Source organism: Micromonospora sp. RV43 (genome assembly GCF_001029515.1).
In the GTDB taxonomy this organism is placed as follows: domain Bacteria; phylum Actinomycetota; class Actinomycetes; order Mycobacteriales; family Micromonosporaceae; genus Micromonospora; species Micromonospora aurantiaca.
This window is the reverse complement of the sequence record NZ_LEKG01000156.1, coordinates 1-19,404: the sequence shown is the minus strand read 5'-3', so window position 1 is coordinate 19,404 and position 19,404 is coordinate 1. Positions and strand designations below refer to the sequence as shown.

Here is a 19,404-nt window from a genome sequence, read left to right as displayed (position 1 = left end):
AGATTCCGCCGACCCCCGCCCCCGCGGGTGGCGGGGGCGGGGGCGGTGGCGGTACGGCTCAGCAGTCGAAGTAGAGCGCGAACTCGTGCGGAGTGGGCCGCAGCCGGACCGGGTCGACCTCGTTGGCGTTCTTCCAGTCGATCCAGGTGGAGATGAGGTCGTCGGTGAAGACCCCGCCGTCGAGCAGGTAGTCGTGGTCGGTCGCCAGTGCCGCCAGCGCCTCGGGCAGCGAACCCGGGACCTGCTTGACGTCGCCCCATTCCTCCGGCGGGAGGTCGTAGAGGTCCTTGTCGATCGGGGCCGGCGGCTCGATCTTGTTCTTGATGCCGTCGAGACCGGCCATGAGCATGGCGGAGAACGCCAGGTACGGGTTGCTGGACGGATCGGGGACGCGGAACTCGACGCGCTTGGCCTTGGGGTTGCTGCCGGTGACCGGGATGCGGGTGCAGGCGGAGCGGTTTCGCTGGGAGTAGACCAGGTTGACCGGCGCCTCGAAGCCGGGGACGAGACGACGGTAGGAGTTGATGGTCGGGTTGGTGAAGGCCAGCAGCGACGGGGCGTGGTGCAGCAGGCCGCCGATGTACCAGCGCGCGGTGTCGGACAGCCCGGCGTAGCCGGTCTCGTCGTAGAACAGCGGCTCGCCCCCACGCCACAGGCTCTGGTGGGTGTGCATGCCGGAACCGTTGTCACCGAACAGCGGCTTCGGCATGAACGTCGCGGTCTTGCCGGCGGCCCAGGTCTCGTTCTTGACGATGTACTTGAACAGCTGGAGCTGGTCGGCGGCGTGCAGCAGGGTGGAGAACTTGTAGTTGATCTCCGACTGGCCGGCGGTGCCGACCTCGTGGTGCGACCGCTCGACCGTGAAGCCACCGTCGACGAGACGCCGCACGATCCGGTCACGCAGGTCGGCGTAGTGGTCCACCGGCGGCACCGGGAAGTAGCCGCCCTTGTAGGCGGTCTTGTAGCCGCGGTTGCCGCCCTCCTCGATCCGCCCGGTGTTCCAGGCGCCCTCGATCGAGTCGATGTAGTAGAACGACTGGTGCGCCGAGGTCTCGTGGCGGATGGAGTCGAAGATGTAGAACTCCGCCTCGGCGCCGAAGTAGGCGGTGTCGGCGATGCCGCTGGCCGCCAGGTACGCCTCGGCCTTCTTCGCCACGTTGCGCGGGTCGCGGGAGTACGCCTCCCGGGTGAACGGGTCGTGGACGAAGAAGTTCAACGCGACGGTCTTCTGCGTGCGGAACGGGTCCACGAACGCGGTCGCCACGTCCGGCAGCAGCAGCATGTCCGACTCGTGGATCGACTGGAAACCACGGATCGACGAGCCGTCGAAGGCGAGACCGTCGGTGAACACGCTGTCGTCGAACGACTCGACCGGCAGGTTGAAGTGCTGCATCACGCCGGGCAGGTCACAGAAACGTACGTCGACGAACTTCACGTCCTCGTCGGTGAGGTATCGCAGGAGTTCCTCGGAATTGGCGAACACACGTCCTCCTGGCAGGCGTCGTTGATCCTGGCCACGTCCCGTGGCCGGACCGCCCGGGGACATGGCCCGTACCGCCACCGTACGACGGCGCGCCGTGCCCGGCTCGCCAACAGCCCATCCGGGTTTCCTTCGCCACAGGCCGGGTAGTCGCCGTACCCGGCGGACCGCCCGGGAGACGACGTGGCGGGAGGTTGGCGTGGTGGGTGCTCCCCGACTGACCGGTGGACGCTGAGATGTGCGGGATCAGCGGTGAGGCCAGATTCGACGGGGCCGCCCCCGACGCCGCCGCGGTGACCCGGATGACCGCCGCCATGCGCTCACGCGGCCCGGACGGCGAGGGCACGTGGAGTGACGGCTGGATCACCCTCGGGCACCGACGGTTGACGGTGATCGACCTGTCCGAGGCCGGCGCCCAGCCGATGGTCCGCGACGACCTCGGCCTGGCCCTGGTCTTCAACGGCTGCGTCTACAACTACCCGGAGCTGCGCGACGAGCTGCGCGTGGCCGGGCACACCTTCCGCAGCACCAGCGACACCGAGGTGATCCTGGTGGCGTACGCGCAGTGGGGGGAGCGGTTCGTCGACCACCTGGTCGGCATGTTCGCGGTCGCGCTGGTGGACCGGCGGCGCCGCCGCCTCGTGCTGGCCCGCGACCGGCTCGGCATCAAGCCGCTCTACCTCGCCGAGTCGCCCGGCCGGATCCGGTTCGCCTCCACGCTGCCGGCGCTGCTGGCCGGCGGCGACGTGGACACCGGCATCGACCCGGTCGCGCTGCACCACTACCTGTCCTGGCACTCGATCGTGCCGGCGCCCCGCACGATCCTGCGCGGGATACGCAAGCTGCCGCCTGCGACCGTCCGGGTGATCGAGGCCGACGGGCGCAGCCGGGAGCGCGTCTACTGGCGGCCCGAGTACCGGCGCGACCCGGCCCACGACGGCATGGACGCCGCCGACTGGCGGACCGCCGTCGGGGACGCGCTGCGCACCGCCGTGCGCCGCCGGCTGGTCGCGGACGTGCCGGTCGGGGTGCTGCTCTCCGGCGGGCTCGACTCCAGCATGATCGTGGCGCTGCTCGACGACGCCGGACAGCACCACCTCCAGACGTTCAGCATCGGCTTCGACAGCCGCGGCGACGAGACCGGCGACGAGTTCCACTACTCCGACCTGGTGGCCCGCACGTTCGGCACCGACCACCACCGCATCCGGCTCGCCGACGGCGATCTCGGTCCGGCCGTACGCGCCACCGTGGCGGCCATGACCGAACCGATGGGCAGCCACGACGTGGTGGCGTTCCACCTGCTCTCCGAGCAGGTCGCCAAGCACGTGAAGGTGGCGCAGTCCGGCCAGGGCGCCGACGAGGTGTTCGCCGGCTACGGCTACCACCACCGGCTGGCCCGCTCGCCCCGAGAGGACGCGGTGGCCGAGTTCACCGCCGCGTTCTTCGACCGCGACCACGCCGAGCTGACCCAGGTGGTCGAACCGGCGTACGCCTGCGACGGTGACGCCTCCGGCGAGCTGGTCGCCGCGGACCTGGCCGCGCCGGGCGCGCAGACCGCCGTGGACGCGGTGCTGCGCCTGGACACCCACCTGATGCTGCCCGACGACCCGGTCAAGCGGGTGGACAGCATGAGCATGGCGTGGGGGCTGGAGGTGCGTACGCCCTTCCTCGACCAGGACCTGGTCACGCTCGCCGCGGCGTGCCCGCCGGAGCACAAGCTGGCGCAGGGCGGCAAGGGTGTGCTCAAGGACGTGGCCCGCGAGGTGCTGCCGGCCGAGGTCATCGACCGGCCCAAGGGCTACTTCCCGGTGCCGGCGCTGCGCAACGTCGACGGTCCCGTGCGAGAGTTGGTGGTCGAGGCGCTGGGTGCGCCCGAGGCGCGCCGGCGCGGGCTGTTCCGCCGGGCGTACGTCGACGAGCTGCTGGCCGAGCCGGACCGGGCCCAGGCCGCCGCCGGCAGCAACAAGTTGTGGCAACTGGGCCTGCTGGAGCTGTGGTTGCAGACGCACGGCGTGAGCTGAGCGGGAGGAGCACTGTGAAGTTCGTCATCGAGAGCGAGGCCGACGGCAGTGTGGGGTTCACGGTCGTCGGCGGCGACGGTCAGGTGCTCGCCACCGGGGCGCCCTGCCCGGACAAGGGCTCGGCGCTCGCGGTCGTCGGGGAGCTGATGCACGGGCTGGGCGACGCCTGCGTGGAGGACCGCACCGAGGCCGGTGCCGGGCCGGTCGCCGGCACCCGGACCGAGATCGGCGACGACATGTCGGACATCGGCCGCTCCGGCATCCCGCCGGTCTGACGCGGCACGTCCTGGCGGCGTGACGGCGATCCGCCGGTCCGGCCGCGACACGTCCCGCCCGGCCGACGAGCCCGGGCGGGACGGTGCGCTCACTGCTCGTCGTCGAGCACGTCCGTGTGGCCGTCCCGGGTGACGGTGGGCGGCAGGTGCTCGTCCGGCTGGGGCGCCTCGGCGAGCGTGTGGTGCGGGTCGCCGTCGGGCGAGAACAGCACCCGATCGGTCTTGCGGGTCTTCTCCTGCTCCTCCTCCGGCTCCGTCACCGCGTTCTCCCTCCGCTCACCGGCGTCCCGGGCAGGCCGCCCCTCGTCCCACGCTAAGCGCCGGACGAGCGCCGGGAGCCGGTTTCCGCGCGACGGCCCCGCGGTCACCCACCGGGACGGTACGGCCGCCGGGTGAGGCTCGCGTACGCCATCGTGGTCAGCGTGACGATGTCGAACACCGGCACACCCAACCGCGCCTGGATCCGGTGGGCGAACGGCACCAGGTCGGTGCACTCGACGACCAGCGCCCCCAGGTCCGGGTGCGCGCGGGCCAGCGCGTCGACCCGCTCGTCCACCTCGGCCGCCAGCCGCTCGACGTCGAGGGCGTCGCGCCGCCCCTCCAGCATCACCTCGCGGAACTCCGGCTGCCCGGCCATGCCGGTGACCGCCACCGGGACGTCGGCGGCGCCGATCGCGGCCAGGTGGCGCGGGGTCAGCGCGGCCTCGTCGGCGACCAGCAGCCCGACCGGGCCCCCGACCATGCGGTGCACCATCGGCAGTTGCACCAGGCTCGACGACCACAGCGGGACGCGCACCGCGGCGGCGAGTTCGGCCTGGAACAGCACGAGGAACCCGCACGCCCCGGTGATCCCGGCGACCCCGGCCGCCTCCAGGTCGCGGGCCGCGTCGACGAACGGTCGCAGCAGCGCCGGGTCGGCCTCGCGGACCAGCCGCTGCGGCGTGGCGCCCTCCACCACCCGGTAGCGCACCGGGAAGTCGAACGTGTCCGGGTTGCGGATGTGCCCGGGGATCTTGTCGAAGCTGGTGTCGAGGCAGAGCACGCCGATCTCCGGCCGGTCGCTCACGAGATCCCCTTCCGGAAGCGGTCCAGGGCGAACGTCTCCAGCGGCAGGTCCGGCTCGGCGCCGGAGACGAGCTGGGCGAGCAGCCGTCCGCCGGCCGGGGCCAGGCCCATCCCGATGTGCCCGTGCCCGGTGGCCACGCTGACGTTGTCGTAGCCGTCGGCCCGCCCGATCAGCGGCAGGCTGTCCGGGGTGCACGGACGCAGGCCGCTCCACACGTCCAGCCGGCGGCCGGTGTCCAGCGCCGGCAGGTACCGCCGCGCGGTGTGCAGGATCCCGTCGACGCGGCGCGGTGAGATCGACGTGTCCAGCCCGGACAGCTCCAGCGTGCCGCCGACGCGTACCCGGTCACCCAGCGGCATCACGGCGACCTTGCCCTCGCTGAGCAGCACCGGCCGGGTGGGCGTGCCCGGCCCGGCGGGCAGCGTGACGGTGTAGCCCTTCGCCGGTTGCAGCGTCAGCCCGACGTCGAGCATCCGGGCGCAGGCCGCCGACCACACCCCGGCGGCGATCACCACCTCGGCCGGGCGCAGCTCGCCCCGGGCCGTGCGCACCGCGCGTACGCGCCGCCCGGTCACCTCGAAGTCGCGTACCTCCGCGCCGGTGACGATGTCCACGCCCCGGGCCCGCAGCGCCCGCGCGAGTGCCACCAGGAACGCCGGGATGCGCAGCGCGGCGCCCTCCTCGTTGAGCAGCGTCCCGGCCACCGCGAAGTCGACGCCGGGTTCCAGCCGGGCCAGCTCGGCCCGGTCCAGCTCGCGCAGCGGCACGCCACGCGCGGTCGCCGCCGGGATCGTCCGGCGCGCCTTCGCGTACCCCTGCTCGGTGTGGCAGGCCAGGATCATGCCGCGTTCGGTGAGCGTCCCGGCCAGCTCGTCCTCGGCGCAGATCTCGCGCAGCAGCGCGAGGCTGCGCTGTTTGAGCGCGAGCAGCGTCTCGAACCCGGCGCGGGCGTGCCGTTCGGTGCAGTGCCGGCGGAAGTGCCAGAGCCAGGCCAGCAGCGCGCCGTCCAGCCGGGGCCGGACCGCGAACGGGCTCTCCGGGCGCAACAGCCAGCGGATCCCGGTCGCCGGCACCCCCGGCTCGGCCAGCGGCGCCGAGCCCTGGGTGCCGACGAAGCCGGTGTTCCCGGCCGAGCAGGCCGCCGCGTCGCCGACCTCGCCCCGATCCACCACCGTCACGCTGAGCCCGGCGCGGCGCAGGAACCAGGCGCAGCACAGGCCCACCACGCCCGCGCCGACCACCAGCACGTCGGGGTCGGTACGGCCCGGCGTCGTCATCAGTCGCCGCCGGTCAGAGCGTCACGACGAAGAAGCAGGTGGGCAGGTTCACCACGACCCGCTCCCAGATCTCGGCGCGCAGTGCCACACCGGGTTCGGCGAACGTGCCCGGCGGCGGCTCGGCGAACGCGATGGTGGACCGGCCGGCGTCGAACAGCAGCGCGCCGTGTCCGAAGTCCCCGACGATCGCGGTGCCCGGGTCGACCAGCCGGGTACGCACGATGAACACGCCGTTGTCCTCCACGTCCCGCATCAGCGAGCCGCTGCCCAGCAGGCGGTAGTAGTCGGCCGGGTTGATGATCAGCCCGTCGGCGGTGCTGCCCATCTGCTCGACCTCGTTGCACGCGGCCAGGACGGTGGACGCGAACGGTCCCGGGTCGGTGAGCCGGCCCAGGTCCGGCATGGTCAGCAGCCCGCCCTCGCCGCGCAGGATGGTGTGGTTCTCGGCCGTCGCGAGCCGCACCACCAGCCGGTAGTCGATGAACTGCGCGAAGCTGACCGGGTCCTCCCACAACGTGTCCGGCACCTGCACCCACGCGGTGGTGGTGAGCAGCGGCGGGATGGGGGAGCGGTGGAAGTGGTTGGCCGCCTCCCGGCGCAGGTCCGCGCCGTCCACCGCCGGGTCGTCCGGGCGAGGCGGGCTCTCGTGCCAGTAGTAGTCCTGCGGATCCCGGGACAGGTCCACCACCTTGAGCATGTTCCGCGACGGGTAGCGGGGCTTGCGCCGGGAACTGGTGAGCGAGTCGGTGATCGTCACGTCGTAGTCGACGCTGGTGTCGAAGCTGTCCTTGGCGAACGCCTCGACGAACGCCGCGCCGGGCGACATCTGCGTCCTCCGCTCGGCGACCACCTCGGCGATCGTCCGCTTCACGGTGTCGGTGCGCTGCGACATCTGCTGTCCCTCCCTCAGGCCGGCTTGCGGGCGACGAACATGCCCCAGCCGAACTCGCCCCTGTCGATCGCCGCCTGGATCTCGTCGCACGAGTCGGCGAAGCCGAGGATCCAGGTCCGCGCCGCCTCGTCCGCCGTCGTCTCCGCGCGCTCCCGGGCGGTGCGGCCCAGCACCCGGTACGTCTGCCTGATGTGGGCGTCGAGACTGCGCGCGACCACGTCCACGAACCCGGCCTCGGTCAGCGCCCGGCGGTAGCCGTCGAGCGAGTAGCCGTCGTTCCAGCGCACCCGGTCGTAGACGTGCCGGCGGGCCGCCTCGCCGATCCGATCGGTGGGCTGGAGGAAGTCGGACACCGCGAGCACCCCGCCGGGGGCGAGCACCCGGAACATCTCGGCGTGGCTGCGCGGCTTGTCCGGCACCAGGAACAGCGCGTCCTGGCTGACCACGTGCGTGAACGTGCCGTCGTCGTACGGCAGGGCGGTGGCCGAGCCGTGCCGGAACGACACCGGAAGCGAGGCGCCCCGCTCGGCGCGCCGCTGCTCGGCGAAGCGCACCCGCTCGATGCTCAGGTCCAACCCTTCGCCCCGGCATCCGGTACGGGCGGCCAGGCGCAGCAGGAAGTTGCCGCAGCCGCAGCCCACGTCGAGCACGTTCGCCGAGGCGTCGATCCCGGCGTCCGCGGCCAGGATGTCGGAGGTCCGGTCGGCCGCCGCGTGGTAGTCGGTGTCGTCCTCCCCGGCGAAGTAGCCGGTGTGCAGCACGCCCTCGCTGTCCCAGAAGCTGAGGTACGTCTGCGTGGTCTGGTCGAAGAACTCGGAGACGTCCCGCTCGGTGAACCGGCTGGTTGTGGACATGGGCACTCCCTTGTGCGGCGGTCGGTGGGTCAGGCGTAGGTGTCCTTGCGGACGCCGGTGAGGTGGGGCAGGTCGGGGCCGGTGGCGGCGGCGCCGCCGTCGATCAGGTGCACCCCGGCGGTCACGTACGACGCGCGTTCGCCGGCCAGGAACGCGGCCACCGCGGCGACCTCCTCGGGCCGGGCCAGCCGGCCGACGGCGCTGTGGTGACCCATCGCGGCCAGCCGCGCCTCGACGTCGCCGTCCGCGCCGGCGAGCCGGGTCGCGGCGCGTTCCATCGGCGGCGTCCGCACCCCGCCGGGCGCGAGCACGTTCACGGTGATGCCGTCGCGGCCCACGTCGACGGCGAGGCCCTGGGCGAAGCGGACCAGCGCGGCCCGGGTCACCCCGGACAGCACGAGCGGGCCGATCGGCACGCAGGCGGTCTCGGAGGCCACCAGCAGCAGCCGGCCCCAGCCCGCGGCACGCATGTGCGGCAGCGCGGCCATCGACACCGCGACGGCCGGCAGCAGCACCCGGTCCACAGCCGCCCGGTAGTCGTCCGTGCCGAACCCGGTGGCGGTGCCCACAGGCGGGCTGCCGCCGCTGACCAGCAGCACGTCCACCCCGCCCAGCTCCTCGGCGACCCGGTCCACCCAGCGGGCGGCGGCGCCGGTGTCGGTGAGGTCCACGCCGGTCGCGCTGACCCGGCCGGACGCCACAGCCGTCAGCTCCCGTTCGGCGGCGGCCAGCCGCTGCGGGTCACGCCCGCAGACCGCCACGTGCGCGCCCTCCGCGGCGAACTCCCTCGCGCAGGCCAGCCCGATGCCGCTGGTGCCGCCGGCGACGAGCGCCACCCGGCCCTTGAGCCCCAGATCCACGTCCTCACCTCTCCGTCTCGCCGACGCGGGCCGCCGCGCCGGGGTACGCCGGGTCGCCGTCCGGCCCGCCGGACCGGTAGCCGTACCGGGTGGACAGCGGCCAGGCCAGCACCGCCACCGCGAGGCGCTGCCGGCCGGTGAGCGTGCGCCGCCACCCGTCGTCGCGGTCCCGGATGACGGTCGGGCCGGTCCGGAACCGGTCCGGGTTGCCGGTGACCGTGTGGTTGCCGCGCAGCTCGACGGTCCGCTCCCGTACCGGGTTGGCCGCCGGGTCCACGCCCACCAGCCGCAGCAGGGCGCCGATCGTGCCGGCCGGATCGGCGGTGAAGTCCTCGTAGCGCAGGAACGCCGACCGGTCGGGGTACCGCCGGTTGATCGCCGCCGACGCGAGGTTGAACCCGTGCCAGTACGCGGTGCTGCGCGCCGCCGACATCGCGTAGACGTACTCCTTCGGCTCCCGCCACGAGTGCGCCACCGCACGCGGGTCGCGCACCAGGTGCAGCCAGTACGTCTCGACGCCCGGCACGTGCGGCAGCAACGCCGACTCGCCGGGGATCTTGGTGCTGTCCACGATGACCCGGGCGCCGGTGCGCGCGGCCACCTCCCGGTAGACCGCGCCGAGCAGGTCCGCGTGCGCCCGGGTGTCCGCGTCGTACGCGCCCCGGCGCAGCACCCGCCACGTGTGCCGGGTCCGCAGCCGGGCCCGTTGCCGCCGGATCACCTCGGCGGCGTGCGCGTCCGCCGGCATCCCGGCCGGGCGGCCCAGCGGCAGCACCGCCGACCACAGCGGACACGCGGTCAGCGCGGCGCCGCAGCCGCACCTGTCGTTCACCCCGCGCCCGGTCGAGTTCTTCCACAGGAAGTGCAGCTCACCGACGTGCACCACACCGGGCGCCTCGCCGAGGACGTTGCCGATGATGGTGCTGCCGTTGCGGCACCAGCCGTTGACGCTCAGGACGGTCACCGGTGGGCTCATGCCGCGCGTACCTCCGCCGCCTGGGCGGGCGCGGGCGCCGGCCGGCCGATGCGCAGCGCCATCGCGGCGGCGACGGCCGCGCCGGCCGCGCCCGCGACGAACACCGCCGGATAGCCGAGACCGGCCGCGACCAGGCCGGTCGCCGGCCCCCACACCGCCAGGCCCAGATCCCAGAACGAGGTGTACGCCCCGATCGCCGCGCCCTGCCGCGCCGGGTCGGTGCGGTTCATCACCATCAGCGCCAGCGACGGGTGCAGCAGGGAGAACCCGACGCCCATCACCACGCTGCCGGCCACCGCCACCGGCAGGTTCGGCGCGACCGCGATGATCAACAGTCCGACCGCCTCGCCGACCCCGCACCAGGCGGCCACCCGGCGCGGGCCGAGCCGGTCCGGCAGGTGACCGATGACCAGGCGGGTGCCGGCGTACACGGCGCTGAAGCAGCTCAGCACCACCACGCCGTGGCCGATGCCCCGGGCGTCCAGGTGCAGCACGACGAACGCGGCAAGACCCGCGTACCCGGCGGCGCCGAAGGTGAGCGCGATGCCGGGCAGCAGCGCCGGGCGCAGCAGCAGCCCGGCACCCTTTGCCGCGGGTGCGGTACGCGCCGGCGCGGGCACCAGCGCGACGAACGCCGCGCCGACCGCCGGGGCGACCGCGCTGAGCAGCCACACCGCCGGATAGCCGGCCTGCTGCACTGTGGCGCCGAGGAACGTGCCGGCGGAGATGCCGCCCCACATGCTCACCCCGTACAGGCCGATGAGCTGGCCGCGCCGCTCGTGCGGGGCGAGCTGCACGATCCACACCGCACCGGCGGTGAACAGCGCCGCCTCACCGGCACCGAGCAGCAGCCGGACCGCGACCAGCGCGGGCACGCTCAGCGGGGCCAGGTAGAGCAGGCCGCCACCGGCCACCACGAGCGCCCCGGCCAGCATCACCGTCCGATGGCCGTGCCGGTCGGCGAGCACGCCCGCGACCGGCCGGACCAGCAGCGCGGTCACCGCGGTCACCGTGACCACCACGCCGACTGTCAGGTCGCCGGCGTCGTGCCGTTCGCGCAGGAATCCGGGCAGCACCGGGATCACCGCTGTCAGTCCGAGGTAGCCGGTGAACAGTCCGCCGAGCAGCCCGGCAAGCGCGAGCCGGGGCAGGGGCCGGGCGGGGGCCTGCGCGCCGGTCACGACCCGACCAGGGCTGTCTCACGGGCGGCGGCCACCTTGCGGACCGCGCGGACCAGGTCGTCGCAGTCCCCGGGCGTGAGATTGGACGACAGCGGCACGTCGACGGTCTCGGTCAGCAGCCGTGCGGTACGTGGCAGCGTCGCGCGGATCTCGCCGGGGTCGGCGCTGTCGTACAGGAACCGCCAGTTCCAGAACGCCCGGACGTTGAGGTCGTCGTCCGCGCCGATGTTGCGGGCGTCGATCCCCTCGGCCCGCAGCGCGCGGGCGAACCAGCCCGCGTCGCCGCCTGGTACGCGGAACACGAACGCCTCCCCGAGGTACGCCCCGGGCGCGACCGGCCGCCGGACCGCGATGCCGGGCAGCCCGGCCAGGGCGCCGCTGACGTGCGCGTAGTTGCGGTGGAACAGCGCCAGCCGCTGCGGCAGCCGGGTCAGCTCGGCGCGCAGCAGTGCCGCCCGGATCTCGTCCATCCGCAGGCTCAGCAGCGGCAGGTCCAGGCCGGTCAGCGGCGGCTCGCCGTCCGGGAAGTGCCGCCGCAGCCGCCCCTCGTACGCCCCGGACAGCGCCACCGCCCGCGCGAACAGCGTGCTGTCGTCGGTGATCAGGAAACCGCCCTCGCCGCAGTTGAGCGCCTTGTCGGACTGGGTGCTGAACGCCCCGGCGGCCCCGAACGTGCCGAGCTTGCGGCCGTTGAGTTCGGCGCCGAGCGCGGGCACCGCGTCCTCGATGAGCGGCACGCCCATCTCGGCGGCGAACGCGGACAGCGCCTCGACGTCGGCGGCGAAGCCGCGCATGTGCACGACCATGACGGCGCGGATCTCGGGGTGCCAGCGGCGGCGCAGGTCGTCGAGGTCCATCCGCAGGTCGTCGTCGACCTCGACCAGGAATGGCCGGCAACCGGCCAGGACAATGGCGCTGGGGGTGGCGACGAAAGTGAATCCGGGGCAGGCCACCAATGATCCCGGCGGCACTCCGGCGCCCATCAGGGCGAGCGCCAGTGCGGCGGTCCCGCTGGAAACGGCCAGCGCGTGCCGGGTGCCGAAATAGCGACACAGTTCGTCCTCGAACCGCCCGCATTCGGTTTCGTTCGGCGGCCGATGGTCGTATCGGAAGTAGAGGTGACTGCGGACGGCGCGAATAGCCGCGTCCTCGTCCTCGGTGTGCACGAACACGGCGCCCTTGTCGTACGTCGGCCAGGGCGTGCGCCGCACCGGCTGTCCGCCGTGCAGGGCGAGCTGTTCGGGCAGCTCAGAGCCGTTCTGCACCGGCCTCGGCGGGCTCGGTGCGGGAGCGTCGTTGTTCCCGTCCACCGGCGGACTCCTCGGGCGAGCGGCGACAATTCCTATTAGCTCGGTAGGATTGGCCGGGCGTGCGCCGGGCATGGTCGCCCGGCGGAATCGCAGTCCCGGCGCGATCCCGTCGAGGGGTAAGAAATGCCACCAGATCCGACATTCATGGTACGTCGATCCAGCGAGAGTAATGATTGTCGTCGATCCCGTACTCGTCAACAGATAGACGTGAATATGTTCGGCGCCGGGCCGTGCCGACAGTGGACTATGCGGAATTGTCGCTGCCGTCCCGCTGATCCGTCGGCGTGGCCCGGCGCCTCCGACCGCCGAACCCGGCGCCCGTCCCGTGGCCTCGATCCACTGCCCCAGGGGCCGCCCGGCACGTCGGGCGGCCCCTGGTCGCGCCGGGCCCGATGGCAGCCGGCCTGATCACACCGGTCCTGATCGCACCGGGCCTGGTCGTGCGGCGCCTGATTGCACCGCGCCCGATCGTGCGGGATCAGGCCGCGCCGAGGTCCGGCCGCCGTCGGGACTTGCCGTCACCGACAGTAGCCTCCGCAGCTCCCCGGCAGAACTCACCCCGCGCCCTTTGCTCTGCAGCCATCGGCGCATCGGTGACTCACGGCCACTGCCGCGTATGTGGCTGCAGAGCAAAGGGCGCGAAGGGGTATGCGTCCAGCTCTCGGCTCGCCGCGCATCGTCGCTGTTCAGGAGCATGCTGCAGACAATCCGACCCATTCGGCCCCGGCGACTGCCGTCACCCTCCGTGATTCACTGTGGAATCGGGCCGCGGTAACGGAAAGTTACGCGCAGGGGCGAGCGCGCGTCGTCGAGACCCGGCCTGACAAGGCCCGTCGATCAGGCGGCTCGCCAGTCGCGGACCAACGCGGACACAGTGGCGTACCGCTCCGCCGGATCGGACCGGGCGGCCCGGTCGGCGACCGCGCGCTCGGCGGCCGTGCCCCGCCAGCCGGACGGACCGTCGAGCAGGTGGTGCAGCGTACGACCCAGCGCGTGGACCGTGGTGCGCTCGTCGATCGTCGCGCCCCGGGTCAGCTCCTCGGGCGACAGGTAGCGACGGGAGCCGGGCAGCCGGTCGGAGTCGAGCACGAACGGTCCCGGCCGGTACTCGTCCAGGTCGATCAGCCGCATCCGGCGGGCGTCGAAGTCGTAGAGGAAGCAACCGTCGTACAGGTCGATCGCCACGTACCCGGCCGCGCTCACGGCCAGGTGGGCGTCGAGGATGATGTCCAGCGCCGCGCGTACCTCGGCGACCGGCAGCCGCTGGAAGCGGGCCAGCCCGCTCCGGTCGCTGCCGCCGCCGGCTGTGGCGTGGTTGAGCACGACGCCGTCGCACCACGGGTACACCAGCGTCGGGCCGTCGGTGCCGTCGCGGACCAGCTCGGGCCGGACCACTGCCGGGTGCCGGACCGCGGCGTGCAGGCCCAACGCGCGGGTCAGCGACTCTCGCGCCGCGGGTGTCCCGGCCCGCTTCACGAACCAGCGCCGGCCCGCCGACTCCACGCCGTAGGAGACGCATCCGGAGTCCTGGTCGCCGAAGACCACGAACGCGGCGGCCGGGTCCAGATCCCACACGCGTCGAGGCTACGACGACCGCCGCGCCGGCGGTGGCCCTCCGGACCGCGCCGGGTCACCGCGGCGGGTCCACCACCTCGATCACGTCGGCGGGCGCGCGGCGCGGCGCCGGCGGCAGCTCCGCGTCCGGGCCCCAGCCGACGCGCACCACCAGGTACGGGTCGCCGATGCCCGCCAGCAGGTCGCGCATCATCCGGCGCGGCCAGGCCAGCTCCACGGCGTCGCTGAGCGGCGCGCTGGCCAGCCCCTCGGCGGTGGCGGTGAGCAGCAGCGCCGACAGCGCCTCGCCGCCGCGCAGCCAGGCGGCCGGCTCGTCGGACTCGCCGAACAGGATCAGGTACGCCGCGCCCCGGTCGAAGTCCGCGCCCGCGCTGAGCCCGGCCGCCCCGCCGGGGGCGTAGTCGCGCAGCGGCACCCGGCGCGGGGACGGCCGCACGGCGGTGGCGGCGGGCACCCCGTCGCCGCTGCCCTCCGGGCGGTGGGTCCAGCGGTGCAGCTCCTCCCGGTACGCGGGGTCGGCCAGCTCCGCGTCGGCGGCGCGACCGGTGGAGACGGCGAGCATCGGCATCTGGTCCGGCCGGACCACGTGCAGGTGCGCGCCCTCGGCCTCCACGGCGTCCCCGAGCCGGGCCAGCACCGCCTCCGGCACCGGCCGGTCCCCGTACGCCCGGCGGTCGGTGCGGCGGCGCGGAATGGCGTCGACCAGGCGGCCCGCCGGGACGTCCAGGTCGGCCGGGCCGGTGGTACGCACCCGGGCCAGCAGCGACGGGTCGCCCGGGTCGGGCAGCCGCTCCACGGTGACCGCCCAGCCGACCGCCGTCAGCGACACGCGCGCGTGGTGCAGGGCGGCGCCGCAGCTCAGCATGAGCAGCCGGCCGTCCGGGTCGGTGTGGGCGAGCTGCCGGCCCACGTCGGCGCGCAGCTCCAGCGCGTCGCCGGTGACCCGCCAGCGCCAGGGCTGGGTGTTGAACACCGACGGGGCGTGCAGGGACTGCCGGGCGGCCGCCTCCAGCACCCGTACCCTCGGGTCCTGCTCGATGCGGGTCGATGAGCTGTTCATGGCGGCCCTCCTGGTTGCTCGTCCCCTTCCGACCCTGCCCGCCGCCGTTGCGGGCGGACAGGGCCGGAGGTCCCGGCCGCACCGGGCCGTGCGCCCCGGCGCGGCGTCAGGCCTCCTCCGGCTCCGGAGGTACGGCCAGAGCGATGGTCAGGTCGAGCACAGCGGCCGGGTCGTGCAGCCGGTCGCCGAACAGCTCCCGCAGCTTGCCCATCCGGTAGCGGACGGTCTGCGGGTGCACGTACAGGTCGGCCGCCACGTCGTCGCGGCGTCCCTGGTGCAGCAGCCACGACCGCAGCGTCTCGGCCAGCCGGTGCGCGGTGGCCGGGGGCAGCGCGGCCAGCGGCGCGAGCGCCTGCGCGCGCAGGTCGGCGAGGGCTTCCGGGTCCATGCTGAGCAGCAGCGTGGCCAGGTGACGTTCGGTGTCGACCGGTCCGGCGTCCGGCTCGCCGAGGCCGAGCGCGAGCGCCCGGGTGGCCCGCTGGTACGACGCGGCGACCCGGTGCCAGGGCCGGGCCGGGCCGAGCACCGCCCGGTGCCCGTGCAACAGCCGGGTGAGCTGGCGACGCCGGCCGCCGTGCATGTCCGGCACCAGCAGTACGGCCAGCTCCTCGACCGGGCTCATGCCGGGCAGGTCCTCGCCGCTCTCCAGCGTGTACGGGCTGAGCAGCGCCAGCACCGCGCGCAGGTGCCGGCGCGGCAGCAGCACCACTGTGAGGGTCTGCGGCGGCGGCCAGTCGGCGCGCTCCGCGCTGCGCCGCAACGACTCCTCCGGCTCGCCCGCCAGCAGTTGCTGGGTGAGCCGTTCCAGGCTGCGGCGGCGCATCCGGCCGGCGCTGGCCAGTTCGTCGGCGTGCCCGGCCACGCTCGCCGCGGACAGCTCGTCGATGTAGGCGAACATCAGCTCGGCGAACTCGGCCACCGTCTCGGCGGCCAGCCCGCTGCGTACCGTCGTGGTCGACACCTCGCGCCAGGCCACCCGGGCGCCCACCCGGTACGCGGCCAGCAGCGCGTCCATGCTGCGCCCCGAGCGGGCCTCGCCGCTGCCCAGCGCGTACGCCGCCTCCAGCGCCGGGGCCAGGGGAGTGCTCGGGTCGAACGCCTGGGTACCCTCGATGAGCTGGAGGAACGTGCCGAGGGCGATGCGTACCGCGTTTTCGATCTTCGCCCGCATGGCACCGGTGAGCGCGCCGGAGTAGTCCGGCACCTCAGCGGTGATCGCGGAGACCGTCCGCTCGGCGACCATCGGCAGCCGGGCGCGCAGCGTCTCCGCCACCCCGGCGTCGAGGTTGAGGTGCGCGGCGCGCTGCCCCGTGCCGGCCTCCGACGTCATGTTTGTTCCCTCCGAACAAAAACCTGCGACCGTTTCACCTTTGCCGGTCAAGATGTTATGCGATCGGGCGGTCACGCTGGTCATATGACCACAACTGCCTCCCGCCGCCCTCAGAAGGTCACCTTCCGGGACAGGCTGCTGCGGCTGGCCGGAACGGTCACCACGCCGGTGCTGCCGGACGACTATCTCGACCTGATCGCGCCGCTGCGCGCGGGCGCCCCGCTGCGCGGCAAGATCGTCGCGGTACGCCCGGAGACCCGGGACGCGGCCACGCTGGTGATCCAACCCGGCCGCGCCTGGCAGGGCCACACGCCCGGGCAGTACATCCGCCTCGGCGTGGACGTCGACGGGGTGCGTCAGTGGCGCGCGTACTCGCTCACCTCGCCGCCGGACGCCGCGGACGGCCGGATCTCCGTCACCGTGAAGGCCATCCCGGACGGCAAGGTCAGCAACCATCTCGTACGCCGGCTGCGGCCCGGCACGATCGTGCACCTCGACCAGGCCCAGGGTGAGTTCGTGCTGCCCGCCGCGACGCCCGAGAGCGTCCTGTTCCTCACCGCGGGCAGCGGCATCACCCCGGTCATGGGGATGCTGCGCTCCGGGCTGGCCGACCGGGCCGACGTGGTGCTCGTGCACTCGGCGCCGACCCGCGACGACGTCATCTTCGGTACGGAGCTGCGCGCCCTGGCCGACCGCGGCGCGCTGCGTCTGGTCGAGCGGCACACCGACACGGACGGCCTGCTCGACGTCGCCGAACTGGCCGGCCTGGTGCCCGACCACCTCGACCGGGAGACCTGGGCGTGCGGGCCGATCGGCATGCTCGACGCGGTCGAGGGGTACTGGTCCTCGAACGGTCTCGTCGAGCGGTTGCACACCGAGCGGTTCCGCCCGACGGTGATCACGCCGGGCGAGGGAGGCACCGTGACCTTCACCGGGGCGGGCGTGACAGTCGAGTCCGACGGCGCCACCACACTGCTCGACGCGGGGGAGAACGCCGGAGTGCTGATGCCTTCCGGGTGCCGGATGGGCATCTGCTTCGGCTGCGTCGTACCGCTGCGCCAGGGAGCTGTCCGCGACCTGCGCAACGGCGACGTCACCACTGCCGTACCGGGGGACGGCGTGCTGGTCCAGACGTGCGTGTCGGCCGCCGCCGGTACCTGCGACATCGATATCTGACAGGAGCCACCCACGTGACCGTGATCCAGAAGAAGGCCGTCAACCCGATCGCCCACCTGAGCGCCGAGGACATCGAGATCATCGGCAAGGAACTGGACGCGATCCGGGACCGGGTCCTCGCCGACCGGGGGGAGCGGGACGCCCGCTACATCCGCAAGGTGGTCAAGACCCAGCGGACACTGGAGATGAGCAGCCGTGCGGTGCTGCTGTTCTCGCTGTTCCCGCCGGCCTGGATCGTCGGCACGGCCGGGCTCACGGTCGCCAAGATCCTGGAGAACATGGAGATCGGGCACAACGTCCTGCACGGCCAGTGGGACTGGATGCGTGACCCGAAGATCCACTCCACCACCTGGGAGTGGGACCACGTCTCCCCGGCCGACCAGTGGAAGCAGTCGCACAACGAGCTGCACCACAGGTACACCAACGTGGTCGGCAAGGACAACGACCTCGGGTACGGCATCATGCGCGTGGACGAGGACCAGCCCTGGCACCCGATGCACCTCGGGCAGCCGCTGTGGAATCTGCTCAACGCCGCGTTCTTCGAGTACGGCATCGCCGCGTACGACATGGAGCTGGGCGACCACCTCAAGCAGCGCAAGCTCAAGGACCCCAAGTTCCGGGCCAAGGCCAGGGCCGTCGGGCGCAAGATCCGTCGCCAGGTGCTCAAGGACTACGTGGTGCACCCGCTGCTGTCCGGGCCGTCGTTCCTGTCCACGCTCGCCGCCACGTTCACCGCGAACCTGCTGCGCAACGTGTGGAGCCACTCCGTGATCATGTGCGGGCACTTCCCCAACGGCGTGGAGACGTTCGAGAAGACCTCCATCGACGGCGAGACCCGCGGCGAGTGGTACCTGCGGCAGATGCTCGGCTCGGCGAACATCAGCGGCAGCCGGCTGCTGCACATCATGACCGGCAACCTGTCGTACCAGATCGAGCACCACCTCTTCCCCGACCTGCCCAGCAACCGCTACCAGGAGATCGCCCCGCAGGTGCGGGCGCTGTTCGACAGGTACGGCCTGCACTACACCACCGGCCCGCTGCCCAAGCAGGTCGCCTCCGCGTGGTGGAAGGTCATCCGCCTGTCGCTGCCCAACCGCAAGGACAGCCGGCAGCCGGTCGCCCCGGCAGCGCTGGCCTCCTCCGGTACGGCCTGACCCGCCCGCTCGGTGCACGGCCGGTGAACTTCCACCGGCCGGCACCTGACCGTCGGCTGCACAGTCGGCGTCACCGCAGCTCAGAGCCGGTTTCGCGGCCGTCGTGACGGTCCCGCGTCCCCGTACACTCGCGCCCGTCCGGGCGTACGGGTGAAGGGGTGGATCGCCGATGGGGCGCGACGACACGGCGCGGCTCGGCCGGCGCGTGGTCATGCTCGTCGACAACGCGGTCGAGGGTGACTCGCGGGTGCAGAAGGCGGCCCGCTCGGCCGCCGACGCGGGCTGGGACGTCACGCTGATCGGCTGCGCACACGTCGACGCCGAACGCCGCTGGCGGCTCGGCGACGCCGAGGTGCGCGTCCTGCCGCTCGCCGCTGCGCGCGCCACTCCACCGGCCGCCGTCTCCGGCCCGCGCGGCGTGTCCGGGTTGCGGACGCGGCTGGTGGCCCGGGGCGGGTTGCCGTTGCGCGCGGCCCGGCTGGCACGCCGACCGGTGGAGCACGCCCAGGTCCGCTACTGGCGAGCCCGGCTGCGCGACGGGGCCTGGCGGCGGCTGGAGCCGGGGCTCTGGGACTACGAACGGGTCGCCGGACCGGTCGTCGACGAGCTGCGGCCCGACCTGATCCACGCGCACGACTTCCGGATGCTCGGCGTGGCCGCCCGCGCCGTGGACCGCGCCCGCGCCGCCGGACGTGACACCAAGCTGGTCTGGGACGCGCACGAGTGGCTGCCCGGCGCCCGGCCCCGCCGCGACAACGCCCGCTGGCTGCCCGCGCATCTCGGGTACGTCCGCGAGTACGTCGGCGCCGCCGACGCGGTGGTCACCGTCTCCAACACGCTCGCCGACCTGCTGGTACGCGACCACGCCCTGCCCGAGCGCCCCACAGTGATCCTGAACGCCCCGGTCACCGCCACCC

At 73.5% G+C, this 19,404-nt stretch carries 18 protein-coding genes; 5 read left to right on the top strand and 13 right to left on the bottom strand.

What is annotated here, in order from left to right:
• Positions 1–58: 58 nt before the first annotated feature.
• On the bottom strand, positions 59–1,483 hold the full coding sequence (gene glnA / locus ABD52_RS28800; RefSeq protein WP_047893837.1) for a type I glutamate--ammonia ligase: 1,425 nt from the start codon (positions 1,481–1,483) through the stop codon (positions 59–61).
• Positions 1,484–1,716: 233 nt separating this feature from the next.
• Between glnA and ABD52_RS28795 the strand changes: the two genes are divergently transcribed.
• Together ABD52_RS28795 and ABD52_RS28790 are read left to right on the top strand one after the other, a co-directional pair.
• Positions 1,717–3,501, top strand: a complete 1,785-nt coding sequence (locus ABD52_RS28795) for an N-acetylglutaminylglutamine amidotransferase (protein WP_047893836.1) — start codon at positions 1,717–1,719, stop codon at positions 3,499–3,501.
• Between the two features lie 14 nt (positions 3,502–3,515).
• Positions 3,516–3,776, top strand: coding sequence for a hypothetical protein (locus tag ABD52_RS28790; protein WP_013285859.1), 261 nt, complete (start codon positions 3,516–3,518; stop codon positions 3,774–3,776).
• 89 nt (positions 3,777–3,865) lie between these two features.
• Here the strand turns inward: ABD52_RS28790 and ABD52_RS40330 are convergent, their stop codons facing one another.
• The 12 genes from ABD52_RS40330 to ABD52_RS28735 form a co-directional block, all read right to left on the bottom strand.
• Positions 3,866–4,036: a hypothetical protein gene (locus tag ABD52_RS40330; protein ID WP_013285860.1), complete on the bottom strand. Its 171-nt coding sequence runs from the start codon at positions 4,034–4,036 to the stop codon at positions 3,866–3,868.
• Between the two features lie 104 nt (positions 4,037–4,140).
• The gene (locus tag ABD52_RS28785) at positions 4,141–4,842 is read right to left on the bottom strand and encodes an aspartate/glutamate racemase family protein (protein WP_047893835.1); all 702 of its coding nucleotides are present in this window, start codon (positions 4,840–4,842) and stop codon (positions 4,141–4,143) included.
• Positions 4,839–6,119, bottom strand: a complete 1,281-nt coding sequence (locus tag ABD52_RS28780; RefSeq protein ID WP_013477126.1) for an FAD-binding oxidoreductase — start codon at positions 6,117–6,119, stop codon at positions 4,839–4,841. The genes ABD52_RS28785 and ABD52_RS28780 overlap by 4 nt, the downstream gene beginning before the upstream one ends.
• 13 nt (positions 6,120–6,132) lie before the next feature.
• A complete protein-coding gene (locus ABD52_RS28775) occupies positions 6,133–7,011 on the bottom strand; it encodes a family 3 encapsulin nanocompartment shell protein (protein ID WP_047893834.1) in 879 nt (292 codons plus the stop codon).
• 14 nt (positions 7,012–7,025) lie between these two features.
• Positions 7,026–7,865, bottom strand: a complete 840-nt coding sequence (locus ABD52_RS28770; protein ID WP_047893833.1) for a class I SAM-dependent methyltransferase — start codon at positions 7,863–7,865, stop codon at positions 7,026–7,028.
• A 29-nt stretch (positions 7,866–7,894) separates the two neighbouring features.
• The gene (locus tag ABD52_RS28765; RefSeq protein WP_047893832.1) at positions 7,895–8,725 is read right to left on the bottom strand and encodes an SDR family NAD(P)-dependent oxidoreductase; all 831 of its coding nucleotides are present in this window, start codon (positions 8,723–8,725) and stop codon (positions 7,895–7,897) included.
• A 4-nt stretch (positions 8,726–8,729) separates the two neighbouring features.
• Positions 8,730–9,701: a sulfotransferase domain-containing protein gene (locus ABD52_RS28760; protein ID WP_047893831.1), complete on the bottom strand. Its 972-nt coding sequence runs from the start codon at positions 9,699–9,701 to the stop codon at positions 8,730–8,732.
• On the bottom strand, positions 9,698–10,882 hold the full coding sequence (locus ABD52_RS28755; RefSeq protein ID WP_047893830.1) for an MFS transporter: 1,185 nt from the start codon (positions 10,880–10,882) through the stop codon (positions 9,698–9,700). Before ABD52_RS28755 ends, ABD52_RS28760 begins: the two co-directional genes overlap by 4 nt.
• Positions 10,879–12,192, bottom strand: coding sequence for a DegT/DnrJ/EryC1/StrS aminotransferase family protein (locus ABD52_RS28750; protein WP_030269003.1), 1,314 nt, complete (start codon positions 12,190–12,192; stop codon positions 10,879–10,881). Before ABD52_RS28750 ends, ABD52_RS28755 begins: the two co-directional genes overlap by 4 nt.
• An 837-nt stretch (positions 12,193–13,029) precedes the next feature.
• Entirely contained in the window at positions 13,030–13,767 is a 738-nt protein-coding gene (locus ABD52_RS28745) for a serine/threonine protein kinase (protein WP_047893829.1), read from the bottom strand.
• A 55-nt stretch (positions 13,768–13,822) separates the two neighbouring features.
• The gene (locus ABD52_RS28740) at positions 13,823–14,827 is read right to left on the bottom strand and encodes a nitroreductase (RefSeq protein ID WP_047893828.1); all 1,005 of its coding nucleotides are present in this window, start codon (positions 14,825–14,827) and stop codon (positions 13,823–13,825) included.
• Positions 14,828–14,933: 106 nt separating this feature from the next.
• Entirely contained in the window at positions 14,934–16,157 is a 1,224-nt protein-coding gene (locus ABD52_RS28735; protein WP_047893827.1) for a CdaR family transcriptional regulator, read from the bottom strand.
• Between the two features lie 84 nt (positions 16,158–16,241).
• Between ABD52_RS28735 and ABD52_RS28730 the strand changes: the two genes are divergently transcribed.
• The 3 genes from ABD52_RS28730 to ABD52_RS28720 form a co-directional block, all read left to right on the top strand.
• Positions 16,242–17,333, top strand: coding sequence for a ferredoxin reductase (locus tag ABD52_RS28730; protein ID WP_047893826.1), 1,092 nt, complete (start codon positions 16,242–16,244; stop codon positions 17,331–17,333).
• A gap of 14 nt (positions 17,334–17,347) precedes the next feature.
• Positions 17,348–18,487, top strand: a complete 1,140-nt coding sequence (locus ABD52_RS28725; protein ID WP_013285873.1) for an acyl-CoA desaturase — start codon at positions 17,348–17,350, stop codon at positions 18,485–18,487.
• 169 nt (positions 18,488–18,656) lie between these two features.
• Positions 18,657–19,404 (top strand): glycosyltransferase family 4 protein (locus ABD52_RS28720; protein ID WP_047893825.1); only part of this gene is annotated, 748 nt, incomplete at its 3' end.

Coding starts and splice junctions, on each gene's coding strand:
- ABD52_RS28795 (WP_047893836.1), top strand. CDS start 1,717: ATGTGCGGGATCAGCGGTGAGGCCAGATTCGACGGGGCCGCCCCCGAC.
- ABD52_RS28780 (WP_013477126.1), bottom strand. CDS start 6,119: ATGACGACGCCGGGCCGTACCGACCCCGACGTGCTGGTGGTCGGCGCG.
- ABD52_RS28775 (WP_047893834.1), bottom strand. CDS start 7,011: ATGTCGCAGCGCACCGACACCGTGAAGCGGACGATCGCCGAGGTGGTC.
- ABD52_RS28770 (WP_047893833.1), bottom strand. CDS start 7,865: ATGTCCACAACCAGCCGGTTCACCGAGCGGGACGTCTCCGAGTTCTTC.
- ABD52_RS28760 (WP_047893831.1), bottom strand. CDS start 9,701: ATGAGCCCACCGGTGACCGTCCTGAGCGTCAACGGCTGGTGCCGCAAC.
- ABD52_RS28740 (WP_047893828.1), bottom strand. CDS start 14,827: ATGAACAGCTCATCGACCCGCATCGAGCAGGACCCGAGGGTACGGGTG.
- ABD52_RS28735 (WP_047893827.1), bottom strand. CDS start 16,157: ATGACGTCGGAGGCCGGCACGGGGCAGCGCGCCGCGCACCTCAACCTC.
- ABD52_RS28730 (WP_047893826.1), top strand. CDS start 16,242: ATGACCACAACTGCCTCCCGCCGCCCTCAGAAGGTCACCTTCCGGGAC.